The organism is Streptomyces sp. NPDC050508 (genome assembly GCF_040655155.1).
Lineage (GTDB): Bacteria > Actinomycetota > Actinomycetes > Streptomycetales > Streptomycetaceae > Streptomyces.
In genome coordinates this window covers 220,600-237,128 of the sequence record NZ_JBFAJJ010000007.1, presented here as the reverse complement: position 1 = coordinate 237,128, position 16,529 = coordinate 220,600, and the positions used below count along the sequence as shown (strand labels likewise).

Sequence of the window (16,529 nt, the reverse complement as noted above, 5' to 3'; positions counted from 1 at the left end):
CCCCTCTGGGGGAGTTTGAGGAGCGGGGCCTGGGGCGGAGCCCCAGAAGGATGGGACGGGTAGGGGCGGCGGGGGCGAGAAAAAGCCCTCAGAACCCCAACTTCCGCAACTGCCGAGGATCCCGCTGCCAGTCCTTCGCGACCTTCACATGCAGGTCCAGGAACACCGGAGTCCCCAGCAACGCCTCGATCTGCTTACGCGACTTGATGCCGACCTGCTTCAGCCGCGCGCCCTTCGGCCCGATGATGATGCCCTTCTGACTGGGCCGCTCGATGTACACGAAGGCGTGGATATCAAGGAGCGGCTTATCAGCGGGCCGGTCCTCGCGAGGCAGCATCTCCTCGACCACAACGGCGATGGAGTGCGGCAGCTCGTCCCGCACCCCCTCCAACGCGGCCTCCCGGATCAACTCCGCGATCATGACCTGCTCGGGCTCGTCGGTGAGATCACCCTCGGGGTAAAGGGCCGGCCCCTCCGGCAGCAGCGGAATCAGCAGATCGGCAAGCAGATCCACCTGCTGGTCCGCGACCGCCGACACCGGCACGATCTCCGCCCACTCGAACCCCAGCTCCTTGCCGAGCTGGTCGATGGCGATGAGCTGCTCGGCAAGCGTCTTGGAGTCGACCAGGTCGGTCTTCGTGACGATCGCGATCTTCGGCGTCTTCTTGATGGACGCCAGTTCCTTCGCGATGAAACGGTCACCCGGGCCGAGCTTCTCGTTCGCCGGCAGACAGAAACCGATGACGTCGACCTCGGCCCACGTGGTACGCACGATGTCGTTCAGCCGCTGCCCGAGCAGTGTGCGCGGCTTGTGCAGCCCAGGCGTGTCCACCAGGATCAGCTGCGCGTCCGGCCGGTGGACGATACCCCGCACCGTGTGCCGCGTGGTCTGCGGCTGGTTGGCGGTGATCGCCACCTTCTGGCCGACCAGAGCATTCGTAAGGGTGGACTTGCCCGCGTTGGGGCGGCCCACGAAGCAGGCGAAGCCGGCGCGGTGGGGGGCCTCGGACGGCTTGGATGACGGGGTACGAACGCTCATGGCGCCCATTGTCCCTGATCCACAAGCCCGCGCCGCACAACAGTCCACCCGCGCCCCCCACCGTGAGCTTTCGGAAACCCTCCCGCAACGAAACGTCACGGAAACACCCCCGTGCACAACCGGAAACCAGCACCGGTGACCCTCTGACGAGCCCCCACACCGTTGGAGACGACCGTGACCCTCGCCGCCGCAGGCATCGACACCGGCGACACCGCCTGGCTGCTCGCCGCCACCGCCCTCGTCCTGCTGATGACCCCGGGCCTGGCCCTCTTCTACGGCGGCATGGTCCGCACGAAGAGCGTCCTCAACATGCTGATGATGAGCTTCGTGTCGATCGCCCTGGTCACGGTGGTCTGGCTGGCCGCCGGCTACTCCCTCGCGTTCGGCGACGACATCGGCGGCGGCCTGATCGGCAGCGTGAAGCACCTTGGCATGGCAGGCCTCGGCCCGAACGCCGTCCACGGCACCGTCCCCACCCTCCTCTTCGCCACCTTCCAGCTCACCTTCGCGATCATCACGGCCGCCCTGATCAGCGGCGCGGTCGCGGACCGGGTCCGGTTCGGGGCGTGGCTGGTCTTCGTCCCCGTCTGGGCGCTGCTCGTATACGTTCCTGTCGCGCACTGGGTATGGGGCCCGGGCGGCTGGATCGCGGCGCACCTGGGCGCCCTCGACTTCGCGGGCGGCCTCCCCGTCGAGATCACCTCGGGCGCTTCCGGACTGGCCCTGTGCCTGGTGGTCGGCCCCCGCCTAGGCTTCAAACACGAAGCCATGCGGCCGCACAACCTCCCCATGGTCATGCTGGGCGCGGGCCTGCTCTGGTTCGGCTGGTTCGGCTTCAACGCCGGTTCCGCGCTCGGCGCCAACGGCCTCGCCGCCGCGGCCTTCCTCAACACCCTCACCGCGGGCTGCACCGGCCTGCTCGGCTGGCTCTTCGTGGAGCAGAAGCGCGACGGCCACCCCACCACCCTGGGCGCCGCCTCGGGCGCGGTCGCCGGTCTGGTCGCCATCACTCCCTCCTGCGGTTCGGTCTCCCTCCTCGGCGCGCTGGTCGTCGGCCTCGCCGCCGGTGCCGTCTGCTCGTACGCGGTCGGCTGGAAGTTCAAGCTGAACTACGACGACTCCCTCGACGTCGTCGGCGTCCACCTGGTCGGCGGCGTCATCGGCACCCTACTGATCGGCGTCTTCGCCACCACCGAACTGACCGGGAAGACGGATGGCCTCCTCTACGGCGGCGGGCTCGCCCAGCTCGGCAGGCAGCTGGTGGCCGTGGCCGCCGTAGGGGCGTACGCGTTCCTCGTCACGTACGGCATCGGCAAGCTGCTCGACCGGCTGATGGGGCTGCGGGCGAGTGAGGAGCAGGAGCAGACGGGTCTGGACCTTACGGTGCACGCCGAGACCGCATACGATCACGGCGTCCTGGGCCACGGAGCCCCGGTCGGCACGTCCCTCACCTCCGCCACCTCCGCTCAGAAGGTCAGCAACCAGGCATGAAGCTCATCACCGCGATCGTCAAGCCGTACCGCCTCGACGAGGTCAAGACGGCGCTCCAGGAGCTCGGCGTGCACGGCCTGACCGTCACCGAGGCCAGCGGCTACGGGCGGCAGCGCGGCCACACCGAGGTGTACCGCGGCGCCGAGTACCGCGTCGACCTCGTCCCCAAGGTGCGGATCGAGGTCGTCGTCGACGACGCGGACTCGGAGGCCGTGATCGACGCGATCGTCAAGGCCGCGCAGACGGGGAAGATCGGGGACGGGAAGGTGTGGTCGATCCCGGTCGAGACGGTCGTACGGGTACGGACGGGCGAGCGCGGCCCCGACGCGCTCTGACCGCCAGCACTCCCCCGACGAACCCGACCGCGAGCAGCAGCGCCGCCGCCAGCCACGGCAGCGCGAAGAACGACGCGCTCGCCGACTGCCTCGTGCCCGGCGCACTCGCGGTCAACGTGACGTCGCCCCAGTCGAGTTGGGGCGCGCCCTTCCACGACTCGCTCAGCTTCACGCTCTGCCCCGGCAGCAACTCGGCCGGGATCCGCGTCAGTCCGCGCGACAGCAACGTACGGCCGAACAGCCCCTGCGCCTTCAGCGTCACCTTCGGGTCGAGGGTGACGTTGCCGGTGTTGTGCAGCGTGTAGGAGATCGTCGCGGCGCTGTCCCCCAACCCCGGTACCAGCGGCTGGTGATGGGACACATGCACGTGTTCCACGGCGAGTGCGGGCAGCGTCGGCCCGCTGACCCGGAGGTAGACGCGGGCGCCGACCGCCCGTTGCACGCCGAGGGCGAGTGATCCGTCGCCCTTGTCGACGCGTTCGTCGAGGGCGACCAACGCGCCCGGATGGTCGCCCGGTTCGGCGCCTTCGGGCACGTGCAGCGTGAACGGCACGGTAACTGTCTTGTGGGCGGGCACAGTTACCCGGGACTTGGCGGGCTTCGCCCACGCCCCCACCCCACGCATCGTCTCTTTCACGGTCCGCACCGCGAACCCGCCGTCACGCGCGGTGTTGTAGGCATCGGCCGCGTACAGCCGGAAAGTCAGCGGCTCGGCCGTCTTGTTGGCGACGACCACCTTGTCCTGGAGGGTCTGGCCGGGGTCGGCGGAGAGATAGAAGTACGGCCGCGCGGCGATCTGCGAGGCGGCCGGGTACACGGACCAACTGCCGTTGTCCGCCGCGTAGGAGGAGGACGCGGCGAGCACACCGAAGCAGCAGCCGAGGCAGAGGCTCAGGAGGAGGACGTACAGCTTGCGCATGGGTGCGGACCCCCACGGACGTGGTGTGTGGCGGTCGGGCGGGTGCGAGCGCCCGGCCACCGGAAATGAGTGGGACGGTCAGGTGAGCGTCAGCGTGAGCACACCGGAGTACGAGCCCGGAGGCGTGAACGCCGGTACGTTCAGGGAGAGTCCGGCGTCGACGGTGAACTGGCCGCCGGTGAGCGTGCCGTCGGGCGTGGACGCGAGCGTCGCTCCCGAACTGCCCACCGTGCCCGCCGAACCGGCGACACAGGTGCTCGGGCTGCCCGCCTTGGTGGCGCAGGCGGGTGTCCAACTCAGCGCCCCGGCACCGATCTTGGCGCCGGGACCGGTGAAGTCGGTGACCTTGCCGGTCAGGGACCAGCCCGCGGGTCCGCCGCGGAAGTCCTGGACCGTCACCGTGTTGAGGGCGCCCGTGGAGGCACCGCCCTTGCCGAAGTCGACCGCGGAGAGGCCCACGGCGTCCCCGGCCTGTGACATCGACAGCGTGCCCGCCTTGACGGTGGTCGTCAGCTTCTGACTCCCCGGCGGAACGGGCGTGGTGTCGTTGACGACGTAGGCAGCAGGACCGGCACCCAGATCGGTACTCCACGCACTGCCTTCGTAGGCCACGACCCCGGTGGTCGTCTTGTCATTGACGACGAGCGAACCGCTGATGGCGCCACTGGCACTGGCCGTGACGGTCGCCGTGTCCGCGGTCTGGGCGGTTCCGGACCGCCCGGCCAGGGTCACGGTGGCACCCGGGGTGAAGTTGCTGCCGGTCACGGTGACACTGGCACCGGCGTTCCCGGAGGCCGAACCCAGGCTGATCGCACGGGTGTTGACCGGAGTGGTGGCGGTCGCGGTGACGGTCTCGGAGACCGGCGCCGGCGGGGTCGTCACCGTGCAGGGGGTGTCCAGCTCCAGGATGTAGCTGGTGTGGATGTTGTAGTCGCCGGGCGAGAGGGTGATCGCGCCCGGGGTGGTGACCGTGAAGGTGCCGGTCATGGAGAAGGACGGGAAGGCGCCGTTGCCCGGCACCGGGTCGTTCTTCTTGGGCCCGGCCACCGTGACGCTGCCGGTCTGGGCACCGCCGAGGACCACCTTCCCGGTCGGCGTCATGATGTCGGCCGGCAGGGCGATGGCGGTGGGGTTGCTGGCGGCCGGCTTGACCACCGTGTACGTCACGGTGACGGTGTCGCCGACCTTCGGCGCGGTGTTGTCCACCGTGATCGCGGCGGTCGTGGTGCCGTCGATGGGCGGGATGCCCGCGACCGCCGGCGGGATGCAGTGCGTGGCAAAGTCCACGTTCGTGGACGCACCGGCCGGACAGGCCAGCGCACCGCCCGTGGCGACCGCGAGCGCGGTCACCCCGAGCAACGACGCCCAGCGGCGTCTTCGGGTTGTCGAAGCCATGGATGGGCCCCCTCCTGAGGACGGTGGGCGCAGCGGCTCTTCTGCGCCGACAGGGGGCATTGATGTGGGGATTGCGTGAGAAGTCAATGGACACGGCGAAACAAACTGATGGGCCGTCAGTTCTCGCCCAACAGCGGGAACTGACGGCCCAGTTGAGCCCGTGGGGGGAATTCTCGGGCGACTTCTCAGTCGAACACGAACGGACCCGGTGACTGCGGTCCGGTGGCCGTGCAGGTGACGGCGATCCCGAAGATGGTCATCTGCAGCGACCCGCCGTACGCCTCCAGGCTGTCGCCGGAGGCCACGGTCCCGTCGAGCGGACCGACGGTGACGGCGTCGCCCGTCGCCATGGCCGGGTTCTTCGTCCCGCTGAAGACGGTCGTACCACCGCTCGCGTTCTCGAACGTGAAGGTGGAAGCGATGGAGTCCTGCGACAGGGCGAGCGGCGCCGTGATGGAGGAGGTGATGGTGACGGTGGCCGCGGTGCCGTCCTGCGTGGCGGTGAGCGTGGCCGCGCCACCGCCGAAGATGCCGCAGTCCGCGGTGATCGTCGCCGTCTGGGGAGTGACGGCGAGGGCGCTGGGCGCGAACGCCAGCGAGAGGGCCGCGAGGACCCCCGTCGCCAATGCCGCACCCGTTCCGATTCGCTTGCTTCTCAGCTTGCCTTTCATGGGTCTGGTTCCCTTCCCGTGTCTGGGAATGCCATGTGGGGACGGACGGGAGAAACACCTCAGAGACACCTCACGGACGCGGTGCGGTGCGCCACGCGAGCGAGAATCTGACGGTCCGTCGGAACTTACGGTTCCATTGATGCGCGGGAGACACGGGGAGAGCAAGGGCGAAATCCGGACGGGTTACTTCCGGACAGGGTTCCTGCCAGTCGGTGGGGAGCGCCTCAGCCGGCGGTCACCGTGAGGTGAACAACCCCGTCCGGCGCAGCCACCAGCACTGGCGTCTCCGGCCCACCCAGATCCCGTACAGCCGCCCGGTCCTCCGCCGAAGCAGACTCCGCCTCCGTCACGACCGCCGCCGCCTCCAACGACTTCGCCCCGGAAGCCACCGCCATCGCCACAGCCGTCTGCAACGCACTCAACTTCAGCGACTCAAGGGCAACGGTCCCGGCGACATACGTGCGCCCCGTCTCATCCCGTACGGCCGCGCCCTCCGGCACACCATTACGGGCCCGGGCCGAACGGGCCAGGGTGACGATCTTGCGGTCCTCGGGGTCGAGCGCGCTGCTGTCGGTCATGAACAGAGCATACGAAGGACCAGGCCGGTCATCCCGCCACGGGGTACATCGCGCCCCGCCGCCCCTCCGGCGAGGCCAGCCACTCCAGCTTCGCCACGGTGTTCGCCTCGTCCAACGGCGTGTGCAGCACGATCGTGAGATCGGGCCGCGCCGGCACCTTCAACGCCGTCGACTCGACGCACAGCAGACCGACCAGCGGATGGTCCAGCTCCTTGCGGATCACCCCGGCGTCCTGGATGTCCCGCCGCGCCCACAACGCACCGAACTCCGGGCTCACGGAGGTCAGTTCGGCCAGCACGGCCTGCAAGCCCTCGTCGTCGGGACGGTCCGCGCACATCGCCCGGAACTGCGCGACGACGGTCCGCGCGTTCCGCTCCCAGCTCTGCGAACGGGCCCGGTAGAGCGGATCGGTGAAGAAGTCGACGAGGCAGTTCTGTGTGTTCTCGGGCCGCATGCCGAGCACCCAGCCCGCCGCGTCGTTGTAGATCACGCAGTTGTAGTAGCGGTCCATGATGTGCGCCGGAAACGGCATCCACGCGTCGATGAGCCGCCGTATGCCCTCACACCCGTGGTCGGCGGCGGGTTCGGCCGCGGGCGGATTCAACCCGGCCAGCGCATACAGATGCCGCCGCTCGGCGTTGCTGAGCCGCAGCACCCGGGCGACGGAGTCGAGGACCTGCGGCGACACCGAGATGTCCCGCCCCTGCTCCAGCCACTGGTACCAGGAGGCGCCGACGCCCGCGAGCACGGCGACCTCTTCCCGCCGCAGCCCGGGTGTACGGCGCCGCGCCCCGCCGTCCGGCAGCCCCGCCTCGGCCGGCGAGACCCGGGCCCGGCGGCTCATCAGGAACTCACGCAGTTCGCTCAGCCGACGACTCTTCAGGGCATCCTCAGCCACGTACACATCCCCCTCGTGCTGCCTGGTGGTGCCACCACCAGCACAACTTGCGGCTCCCCACGGCTATTCCGACGCCGGGAAGCTCGACGCATGGCGACCGACACGACCTCTCCCACCGTCCACGAACCACTCGGCACTCCGAAACTCTCGACGCGCGACAAGCTCGTCCTCTTCGTCCTCTGCGCGGCCCAGTTCATGGTCGCCCTGGACTTCTCCGTCCTGAACGTGGCCCTGCCCACCCTCGGCGCCGACCTCGGCATGAGCCAGTCGGGCCTCCAGTGGGCGGTCACCGCGTTCGCGCTGCCGTCCGGCGGCTTCCTGCTCCTGTTCGGCCGCATCGGCGACCTCTACGGCCGCCGCCGACTGTTCCTCACCGGCCTGGCCCTCTTCGGTACGGCCTCCCTGCTGGCCACGTTCGCCTGGGACCCGGCGTCGTTCCTGACCGGCAGGGCACTCCAAGGCCTGGGCGCCGCGACCATCGTCCCCACCGGCATGTCCCTCCTCACGACCACCTTCCCGGAGGGCCCGGCCCGCGACCGCGCACTCGGCATCTCCGGCACCCTGCTCTCGCTCGGCTACACGACCGGCATGGTGGCCGGCGGCGTCCTGACCGACGCGTTCGGCTGGCGCTCGACGATGGCCCTGCTCACCCTGTTCGCGGTGATCGTCCTGTCCCTGGCCCCCGCCCTGCTCCCCGAGTCCCGCACCCCGGACCGCCCGCGCCTCGACATCCCCGGCGCGATCACGGTCACCGGCGGCCTGCTGGCCCTGATCTACGCCCTGTCGACCGCGGCGGACCACGGCTTCGCCCGCACCGACGTCATCACGACCTTGATCGCAGGCGTACTGCTCCTGACCACTTTCGCGTACGTCGAGTCCCGCACGGCCCACCCCCTGGTCTCCCTCCCCATGCTGCGCCGCCGCACGGTGGCCTGGGGCAACCTGGGCGGTCTGGTCACCTTCTCGATGATGTCGACGGTGATCTTCGTCCTGACCCTGTACCTCCAGGAGATCCTGCACCTGTCGTCCTTCGAGACGGGCCTGGTCTTCGGCGTCCAGGGCATCCTCTCGGCGGTCGCGGGCGTCTACGCCCCCAAGGTCATCGGCCGCATCGGCGCCCGCCGCACCCTGATCGCCTCGCTCACCGGCCAGGCGACCTTCGTCGCCACCCTCCTCGCCCTCAACACCCACACCTGGTCGGTCTGGCTCGCCACGGCCGCCGTCTCCCTGGCGAGCATGTGCCACCTGGGCGCGATCATCTCCTACGGCCTGACGGTCACCTCCGGTGTCCCCGACGAGGAACAGGGCCTGGCCACCGGGCTGGTCACCTCCACCCAGCAGGTCGGCATCACCGTCGGCATCCCGCTCCTGGGCGTCCTCGCCACCACCTCGGGCGACCTGATGGCGGGGGTCCACACCGTGGTCGGCATCGACGCGGCGATCGTGCTCGGGGCGGCGGTCCTGGTCGCCGTAGGCCTCGGCAGGGACCGAAAGGCCCACACGGCCACCGTATGAGATGTCAGTCCAAGGTCTGGACGAGTTCGGAGCGCGTGGCCGTGTGGACGACCCGGCCGCGCGCTCCGTTCACCAGCGGCAGATACGGCGCGACATGCCCGCACTCGACATCGGCGACGACCGGCACGCCCAGCGGGCCGAGCGCGTCCATGACGGCCTCGTGCTGGGTGAGGGTGGGACTGTCGGGCGCGTGGGTCCGGCCGACGAGCACGGCGTTCGCCGCGTCGAAGAACCCGGCCAGCCGCATGCCGTGCAGATTCCGGCAGATGGTGAACGCGCTGTCCTCGCAGGCCTCGACATACACGAGCAGCCCCTCGGGAGCCACCCTCCGCGCGAAGGACGTGACGTCCAGGTACGGCGTCCCGGCGAGGTTGGTCAGCGTCTCGACGCAACCGCCGATCAGCCGGCCCTCGATGTCGAGGTCGCCTTCGCCGTCGAGGCGGGTCCAGCGCCCCGGGGTGTCCAGGGTGAGGTCCCGGACCTCCGGATGCCCCACGAAGTCGTCCCGGCCCGGGCTGCGATGGCGGTTCGGCGGGGACTGTGTGAACGGCTCCCCCTGCGGCGAGGCCACGATGTCCAGCCAGGACAGCAGCCCCTCGGGGGGCCGATAGGGCGTCTCCATAAGGGAGTTGCCGTGCAGGGTCGCGGTTCCGGTGAGCAGGGTCAGGGGCGCCAGCAGGGTCGAGATGTCCGAGTAGCCGACCACCCAGGTCGGTTCGGCCCGCCCGATCCGCCCGAAGTCGAGCAACGGCAACAGGTCGATCGCGGTCTCCCCGCCCCACGGCGGCACCACGGCCCGGATGCCGGGATCGGTGAGCATGTCCGTCAGCTCGGCGGCACGCTCTGCGGCGGGGGCGCTGACATGGCCCGACCCGTCCATGCACCGGCCGACGACGACCTCGTACCCGCGCGCCTCGACCTCCCGGACCGCGACGTCGAGCCGCTTGCGCAGGATGTCGGGGACCCCGCTGGACGGAGACGTGACTCCGACCCGGTCACCGGGGCGCAGAGGACGCGGATATCGCACAGCAGCAGCCATACGCCGGATTCTGACACGCCTTCACCAGCCGCTCACCGGGATTTACGGCCGGTCCAGCCGCAACCGCTCCGCCCTCGGCAGACCGGCCACGACCAAGTCGTACGAGTCCTCGATCAGTTCCCTGAGGAGCCGGTCCGGAAGGTCGCCGTCCACCGTCACCGTGTTCCAGTGCCGCTTGTTCATGTGATACCCGGGGATGATCAGCCCCTCGTACTCCTCCCGGAGACGGATCGCGTCCTCCGGGTCGCACTTCAGGTTGACCGTGAGCGGGTTGCCGTCCAGACGGGTCAGGGCGAAGAGCTTGCCCAGCACCTTGAAGACGGACATGTCCGGGCTGAACGGGAAGTCCTCCACCGTCGCGTTGAACGACAGGCAGAACGCGCGCAGTTCCTCGGGACTCACTCCGGCTTCGCCTCCTCCTCGGACGGGTCGGCCGGCCCCACCGGCTCCACCAACACCGTCACGATCTTGTTCCGCCGCCCGGCCGAGGCCTCCGCCGTCAGCCGTAGTTCGCGACCGTCCGGCAGCTCCACGACGGAGGAGGCACCGGCGATGGGGACCCGCCCCAGGGCCTTCGCGAGCAGCCCGCCGACCGTCTCCACGTCCTCGTCGTCGTACGCCTCGAAGCCGTACAGCTCGCCCAGGTCACCGATGTCCAGACGGGCGGTGACCCGGTATCGGTCGTCGCCCAGCTCCTCGACCGGAGGCAGCTCACGGTCGTACTCGTCGGTGATCTCGCCGACGATCTCCTCAAGGATGTCCTCGATGGTGACGATGCCGGCCGTGCCGCCGTACTCGTCGATGACGACGGCGACGTGATTGCGCTCCTGCTGCATCTCGCGCAGCAGATCACCGGCGTTCTTGGTGTCCGGCACGAAGCTCGCGGGCCGCATGGCCGTCGAGACCAGCTCCGACTCGGCGTCCCGGCTGATGTGCGTCTTACGGACCAGGTCCTTCAGATACACGATCCCGACGATGTCGTCCTCGCTCTCCCCGGTCACCGGGATACGCGAGAAGCCGGAGCGCAGCGCGAGGGTGAGGGCCTGACGGATCGTCTTGTACCGCTCGATGACGACGAGATCGGTCCGCGGCACCATCACCTCACGCACGAGGGTGTCGCCGAGCTCGAAGACCGAGTGCACCATCCGGCGCTCCTCGTCCTCGATCAACGACTCCTTCTCCGCGAGGTCCACCAGCGCGCGCAACTCGGCCTCGGACGCGAACGGACCGCGCCGGAAACCCTTGCCGGGAGTAAGCGCGTTGCCGATGAGGATCAGCAGATACGGGATCGGCCCCATGATCCGCGCGAGCGGCACCAGCACGTACGCCGCCGCGGTCGCCGTGTTCAGCGGATGCTGACGCCCGATCGTGCGCGGGGACACCCCGACCGCGACGTACGACACCAGGACCATGACGCCGATCGCGGCGAAGAGCGCTGCCGCGGTCCCGTGGATCACCTGCAGACACTCATAGGTGACCAGCGCGGCGGCGGCCATCTCGCAGACCACCCTGACCAGCAGCGCCACGTTGAGATAGCGGGTCGGGTCGGCGGCGACCTGCGCCAGCTTGGCACTGCCGCGCCGACCGGACCGTACGGCCTCCTCGGCGCGGAAGCTGGAGACGCGCGCGAGGCCCGCCTCCGCGCAGGCGGCGAGCCAGGCGACCACGACCAGGGCGATGGCGCCGACGACGATCTGAGGACTCATGAGGCGTACTTACCTGTGCCCTAACCCGTGCCCTAGGAGACCGTCGGGGCCGGGGAGGGGCCGTCGACGCCCTTCTCCGCGCGCCAGCCGTCCACGATGGCGGCCTGCAGACCGAACATCTCGGCCTTCTCGTCGGGCTCCTCGTGGTCGTAGCCGAGCAGGTGCAACACACCGTGGACGGTGAGCAGTTGGAGCTCCTCGTCCATGGTGTGCTGTGTCTCGGCTTCCTCGCCCTGCTTCTTGGCGACCTCCGGGCACAGCACGATGTCACCGAGGAGCCCCTGCGGAGGCTCCTCGTCGTCCTTGCTCGGCGGACGCAACTCGTCCATCGGGAAGGACATGACATCGGTCGGACCCGGCAGATCCATCCACTGGATATGAAGCTGCTCCATGGCGTCCTCGTCCACGACGATCACCGAGAGCTCGGAGAGCGGGTGGATGCGCATCCGCGCGAGCGCATAGCGGGCGATGTCGAGGATCGCCTGCTCGTCGACCTCGGTTCCGGACTCGTTGTTGACGTCGATCGACATGGTCGTGCTGATCTACTTCCGCTTGTCACGGGCACCCTTGTGGGTGCCGTTCTCCGTACCGTTCTCGCTGTCGTACTTCTCGTACGCGTCGACGATACGGCCGACCAGCTTGTGCCGGACGACGTCCGCCGACGACAGGCGGGAGAAGTGCACGTCGTCGAGCCCCTCCAGGATGTCCTGCACCTGCCGAAGCCCCGACTTCGTCCCGCTCGGCAGGTCGACCTGCGTCACGTCACCGGTGATCACGATCTTCGACTCGAAACCGAGCCGGGTGAGGAACATCTTCATCTGCTCGGGGCTCGTGTTCTGGGCCTCGTCCAGGATGATGAAGGCGTCGTTGAGGGTGTTGTGCGTCAGCAGGTAGTCCTGGGTGACGTACAGCGAGTCCTCGGCCGCCACCTGGATGCAGACCGTCTCCTCCCTGCCCGCGGGCTCGATGCTGTCGATGAAACGCATCGGGCGTCCGCCGCCTCCGGCCGCGTGGTACTTGTCGCGCTTGCGGGCGAGGCGGAAGGGTTCGATGCCTTCCGGGAGACGGATGTCCACGACATGGCTGTCATGGCGGTGCGCCGCCAGAGCGGTGCCCTGCTTGCGGCCTTCGGCAGGTCGACGGCGTGTGTAGGCGACGCCGCCCAGCGACTGCACCAAGGCGATGATGTCGTCGCGCAGCAGGATCGATGTGGACGAGAACTGGATCCGGCACGTGCGGTCGGACTGCGTCACCGGTCCGCCGTCGGAGTCGAGCAGGCCTTGGAGAACGGCCAGCCGTACTTCGGCGGTGTTGTACAGGTAGTCGTCCGGGACGAACTTGGTGTGCGAGCGGGTGCGCAGCAGGTCCAGTTCACGCAGAACCCGGGTGACGGGGTTCGCCAACGTGACCACATCACCGGGGGACTTGATCCGGTTGAGCACGTAGTCGGGTCCGCTCTTGTGCCGCACGACGACACCCGGCAGCGCGCCTTCCAGCGCCTCGGCCAGTTCCGGATCCTCCGTCGCGAAAGACGGAGTCGTGGAGCCCGTGAGGCATCCGTCACCGAGCAGCAGGCCCAGTGCGTACGGGTCCATGGGGACCTCACGCTCCGGGAAGGAGACCGGCGCCGTGAGCATCGGCAGCTCATAGCGGCGAGCGTGTGCCGCCCGCAGGTTGCCGATCATCTCCTGCGTCTCCAGGACACGCCACGGCTTGTCACGGCGCTTGTCCGAAGCCGTGCGGACCGTCCACAGGTGCTCGCCGCAGCACAGGGTCCAGGAACCGTCCTGGGCACTGACGCGGTAGATGTCCTTCTCCCCCTGCGGATACACGCCGAGGACCGGGGTCGGCTCACCGTTCGAGCCGACGACCAGGTCACCGACCTGAAGGTCGCCGATGGGGCGCCAGCCGTCCGGTGTCAGGACGTTCGTGAAGACAGGTTGCGCACGCCCACGCATATATGCCAGCGGTGCCACCTCGATCGTCCCCGCCGCCATCAGCTTCGGGATCGACTCCGGGTCCAGCATGTCGTGCAGGGCGTCGTACAGGGGGCGCAGGTACGGGTCGATCTTCTCGTACAGGGTGCCGGGGAGGAAGCCGAGGCGCTCGCCCGCCTCCACCGCCGGGCGGGTCAGGATGATGCGGCTGACCTGCTTGGACTGGAGGGCCTGGACGGCCTTGGCCATGGCGAGGTAGGTCTTGCCGGTGCCGGCGGGGCCGATGCCGAAGACGATCGTGTTCTTGTCGATCGCGTCGACGTACCGCTTCTGGTTGAGGGTCTTGGGGCGGATCGTGCGGCCTCGCGAGGACAGGATGTTCTGGGTGAGCACCTCGGCGGGTGTCTCCTCGGGACCATCCCCGTTCTCGCTCGCCCTGAGCATGGCGATCGAGCGTTCCACTGCGTCCTCCGTCATCGGCTGCCCGGTGCGCAGCACCAGCATCATCTCGTCGAACAGGCGCTGGACGAGGGCGACTTGGCGGGCGTCGCCGACCGCGCTGATCTCATTGCCCCGGACGTGGATGTCGGCCGCCGGGAAGGCCTTCTCGATCACGCGCAGGAGGGCATCGCCGGAACCCAGAAGGGCCACCATGGGGTGCTGGGCGGGGACGGTGAACTCTGCTCTCGCCTGCCCCTGCGCGGGGGTGTGAGCTGTGGGTGTCTGAGTCATGGGCCGGCTCTGTAGGCCTTGCTCGTCCTCCTCGAAAAGACTCGCCCGCCACAAGGGCGGCCTGGCGATTCCCAGGGTACGCCGGGCCACTGACAACGCCGTAGGGCTTTTCGGTGACCGTCGGGCCACGAAATACCGGGTGGACGCGCGTCTTCCGGAGGGGCGTACCCGGCGCAGGGCGAGCGCACAGGGTGTCGCCGTGAGCCCTGTTCGCGCTCCCTCGTATGTATGGACAATGCGCTGTGTCAGCCAGGTGTCAGCAGGAAATCCGGCCGGTGGGCCGTGGCTCCCACCCCCGGGCCGTGAGGGAAAGCAGGTCGGCCGCTGTGTTCGTGCGTCTGCCCACGTCCGTGTCCGAAGCGCAGGAGTGTCTGGCCGAGGGGGCGGTACCCGTCGGCGGGGCGACGCTTGTGTGGGCCGGCTGGCAACGGGACGGTTTTCCCGAGCAGGCGGTGTCCCTGCGCGAGGTGCCCGAGGCGAGGGTGATCGGGGACGGGACGCTCGGCGCGGCCGTACTGCTGCACGAGATCGACGAGCGGGTGCCGGAGGTGCTGCGGCGGGCCGCGGGCGGGGTGGGCACCGGTGCGGTGCGCCGGACCGCGACGGTCGGCGGGAACATCGTCGGCAGCACGCTGCGCTGTCTGCTGCCGGCCGCGCTGGTGCTGGACGCCCACGCGGTGGTCCTGGAGCCGGACGGTCCTGTCGAGACCGACCTCGCGGAGTTGCTGGCGAAGCGGCCCCTGCTGCTGCGTCTGCACTGGAGTGAGCCGATGGCCAGCGGTTATCGCAAGCTGACCGGTGTGCTGCGCGGAGAGGTTCCGTTCGTGGTCGCGGTCGCCGTGACGGGGGCGGACCGGCCCACGCTGCGTGTCGCTGTCCGTGACGGCTATGACGTGCTCAGCGAGGCCGTCCCCTACGACACCGATGCCTCCCGGGTCCTCGGCACCCTGGCGCTCACACCGCTCGGCACGTTGCCGGAGGCGGTCTTCGAGGCGGTACGGGAAGAGGTCACCGGGGTGGTGGAGCGGGCGGGGGCTGCGGGGGCCCGCTGAGCCCGAGCGGCGAACAGCTGGCTACCGGTCCACGCGTGTCTCCTGCCTCCTACGTCGACCTGCCGAACCCGATCGTCGGCACCGCCCGCCGCAGCGGCCACGGACTGCCGCTGCCCTGCTCCTCCGGTACGAGTCCCGCCAGGAACGCGTACCGGTTCAGGGCTGTCGGGTCCTGGCCCTCGACCGACTGCACCTTGCGCCACCAGGCGCCGATCTCGGACCAGCCCGGTGCGGAGAGCGAACCGCCGAACTCCTGGACGGAGAGGGCGGCGGTGAGTCCGGCGAAGGCGAGGCGGTCGGCGAGCGGCCAGCCGGCCAGGGTGCCGGTGACGAAGCCGGCCACGAAGACGTCGCCGGCGCCGGTGGGGTCGAGGGCCTCGACGGCGATGGCCGGGACCTCGGCGGACTCCCCGGTACGCCGGTCCACCGCGTACGCGCCGTCCGCGCCGAGGGTGACGACCGCGAGGGGTACGTGTTCGGTGAGGGCGTGGGCGGCGGCGCGGGGGCAGTCGGCGCCGGTGTAGCGCATGGCTTCCTCGGCGTTCGGCAGGAACGCCTCGCAGTGCGCGAGGTCGGCGAGTCCGGCGAGGTCCCAGGCCCCGGTGTCGTCCCAGCCGACGTCGGCGAAGATCCGGGTGCCCTCGCTCGCGGCCTGGGCGACCCAGGGGGCCTGCTTGCCGGGGGTGAGGGAGGCGACGGCGGCACGCGCGCGTGGCGGGCAGGCCGGTGCGCCTTCCTGGCCGAACACGGCCTCCGGGGGCGGCTCGTGGCCGTGGGAGACCATCGTGCGTTCGCCCTCGTACGCCATCGAGACGGTGACCGGGGAGTGCCAGCCGGGCACCGAGCGGGAGGCGGAGAGGTCGATGCCCTCGCCCTGTTCCAGCGCGTCCCAGCAGTACTCGCCGTAGTGGTCGTCGCCGAAGGCCGCGGCTAGTGAGGTCCGCAGGCCGAGGCGGGCCAGCGCGGTCGCCATGTTCGCCACGCCGCCCGGGCTCGACCCCATCCCGCGCGCCCATGACTCGGTGCCGCGCACGGGGGCGGATTCGAGCCCGGTGAAGATGATGTCGAGGAAGACGGTGCCGGTGAGATACACGTCCCAGGGCGGATCGTCCGGCGTTCGCAGCCCGGCCAGCGGATCGACCCCGCAGGACGGCCCTTCGCTGCGGGACGACGGTCCCTTTCCGGTGGACGCGTTGGACGCGGTCACGGTGCGCTCCCTGAC

At 69.7% G+C, this 16,529-nt stretch carries 16 protein-coding genes; 4 read left to right on the top strand and 12 right to left on the bottom strand.

What is annotated here, in order from left to right; genetic code table 11:
• Nucleotides 1–88: 88 nt before the first annotated feature.
• Nucleotides 89–1,048 carry a GTPase Era gene (gene era / locus AB0I69_RS21990; protein ID WP_199811129.1) on the bottom strand — a complete coding sequence of 320 codons (960 nt, stop codon included), beginning with the start codon at nucleotides 1,046–1,048 and terminating at the stop codon, nucleotides 89–91.
• A 165-nt stretch (nucleotides 1,049–1,213) separates the two neighbouring features.
• Between era and AB0I69_RS21985 the strand changes: the two genes are divergently transcribed.
• Both AB0I69_RS21985 and AB0I69_RS21980 read left to right on the top strand, forming a co-directional pair.
• Nucleotides 1,214–2,530, top strand: a complete 1,317-nt coding sequence (locus AB0I69_RS21985) for an ammonium transporter (RefSeq protein ID WP_363097309.1) — start codon at nucleotides 1,214–1,216, stop codon at nucleotides 2,528–2,530.
• On the top strand, nucleotides 2,527–2,865 hold the full coding sequence (locus tag AB0I69_RS21980) for a P-II family nitrogen regulator (RefSeq protein WP_328683430.1): 339 nt from the start codon (nucleotides 2,527–2,529) through the stop codon (nucleotides 2,863–2,865). The genes AB0I69_RS21985 and AB0I69_RS21980 overlap by 4 nt, the downstream gene beginning before the upstream one ends.
• Here the strand turns inward: AB0I69_RS21980 and AB0I69_RS21975 are convergent.
• From AB0I69_RS21975 to AB0I69_RS21955, 5 genes are all read right to left on the bottom strand, one after another.
• Nucleotides 2,759–3,784 carry a DUF916 domain-containing protein gene (locus tag AB0I69_RS21975; RefSeq protein ID WP_363097308.1) on the bottom strand — a complete coding sequence of 342 codons (1,026 nt, stop codon included), beginning with the start codon at nucleotides 3,782–3,784 and terminating at the stop codon, nucleotides 2,759–2,761. The genes AB0I69_RS21980 and AB0I69_RS21975 overlap by 107 nt on opposite strands.
• 78 nt (nucleotides 3,785–3,862) lie before the next feature.
• Entirely contained in the window at nucleotides 3,863–5,179 is a 1,317-nt protein-coding gene (locus AB0I69_RS21970) for a beta-xylosidase (RefSeq protein WP_363097307.1), read from the bottom strand.
• Between the two features lie 185 nt (nucleotides 5,180–5,364).
• Nucleotides 5,365–5,850, bottom strand: a complete 486-nt coding sequence (locus tag AB0I69_RS21965; protein WP_363097306.1) for a hypothetical protein — start codon at nucleotides 5,848–5,850, stop codon at nucleotides 5,365–5,367.
• Nucleotides 5,851–6,074: 224 nt separating this feature from the next.
• On the bottom strand, nucleotides 6,075–6,428 hold the full coding sequence (locus AB0I69_RS21960; protein ID WP_363097305.1) for a cytidine deaminase: 354 nt from the start codon (nucleotides 6,426–6,428) through the stop codon (nucleotides 6,075–6,077).
• 28 nt (nucleotides 6,429–6,456) lie between these two features.
• Nucleotides 6,457–7,272 carry a helix-turn-helix transcriptional regulator gene (locus tag AB0I69_RS21955; RefSeq protein WP_363097510.1) on the bottom strand — a complete coding sequence of 272 codons (816 nt, stop codon included), beginning with the start codon at nucleotides 7,270–7,272 and terminating at the stop codon, nucleotides 6,457–6,459.
• Nucleotides 7,273–7,416: 144 nt separating this feature from the next.
• Here AB0I69_RS21955 and AB0I69_RS21950 point away from each other — a divergent pair, with 144 nt between their 5' ends.
• Nucleotides 7,417–8,841, top strand: a complete 1,425-nt coding sequence (locus AB0I69_RS21950; RefSeq protein ID WP_363097304.1) for an MFS transporter — start codon at nucleotides 7,417–7,419, stop codon at nucleotides 8,839–8,841.
• Between the two features lie 4 nt (nucleotides 8,842–8,845).
• On the opposite strand, the gene AB0I69_RS21945 is transcribed toward AB0I69_RS21950, so the two are convergent.
• Genes AB0I69_RS21945 through AB0I69_RS21925 form a run of 5 tightly spaced genes read right to left on the bottom strand, consistent with a single transcriptional unit; the run spans nucleotide 8,846 to nucleotide 14,255 of the window.
• The gene (locus tag AB0I69_RS21945; RefSeq protein WP_363097303.1) at nucleotides 8,846–9,880 is read right to left on the bottom strand and encodes a S66 peptidase family protein; all 1,035 of its coding nucleotides are present in this window, start codon (nucleotides 9,878–9,880) and stop codon (nucleotides 8,846–8,848) included.
• Nucleotides 9,881–9,922: 42 nt separating this feature from the next.
• A complete protein-coding gene (locus tag AB0I69_RS21940) occupies nucleotides 9,923–10,282 on the bottom strand; it encodes an MmcQ/YjbR family DNA-binding protein (RefSeq protein WP_363097302.1) in 360 nt (119 codons plus the stop codon).
• Nucleotides 10,279–11,586, bottom strand: a complete 1,308-nt coding sequence (locus AB0I69_RS21935) for a hemolysin family protein (protein WP_363097301.1) — start codon at nucleotides 11,584–11,586, stop codon at nucleotides 10,279–10,281. The genes AB0I69_RS21940 and AB0I69_RS21935 overlap by 4 nt, the downstream gene beginning before the upstream one ends.
• 32 nt (nucleotides 11,587–11,618) lie before the next feature.
• A complete protein-coding gene (ybeY, locus tag AB0I69_RS21930) occupies nucleotides 11,619–12,116 on the bottom strand; it encodes an rRNA maturation RNase YbeY (protein WP_363097300.1) in 498 nt (165 codons plus the stop codon).
• 12 nt (nucleotides 12,117–12,128) lie between these two features.
• Nucleotides 12,129–14,255: a PhoH family protein gene (locus AB0I69_RS21925; RefSeq protein ID WP_363097299.1), complete on the bottom strand. Its 2,127-nt coding sequence runs from the start codon at nucleotides 14,253–14,255 to the stop codon at nucleotides 12,129–12,131.
• Nucleotides 14,256–14,581: 326 nt separating this feature from the next.
• Between AB0I69_RS21925 and AB0I69_RS21920 the strand changes: the two genes are divergently transcribed.
• Nucleotides 14,582–15,307 carry an FAD binding domain-containing protein gene (locus tag AB0I69_RS21920; protein ID WP_363097298.1) on the top strand — a complete coding sequence of 242 codons (726 nt, stop codon included), beginning with the start codon at nucleotides 14,582–14,584 and terminating at the stop codon, nucleotides 15,305–15,307.
• 49 nt (nucleotides 15,308–15,356) lie between these two features.
• On the opposite strand, the gene AB0I69_RS21915 is transcribed toward AB0I69_RS21920, so the two are convergent.
• Complete coding sequence (locus AB0I69_RS21915; RefSeq protein ID WP_363097297.1) at nucleotides 15,357–16,514, bottom strand: PfkB family carbohydrate kinase; 1,158 nt, start codon at nucleotides 16,512–16,514, stop codon at nucleotides 15,357–15,359.
• Between the last annotated feature and the right edge of the window lie 15 nt (nucleotides 16,515–16,529).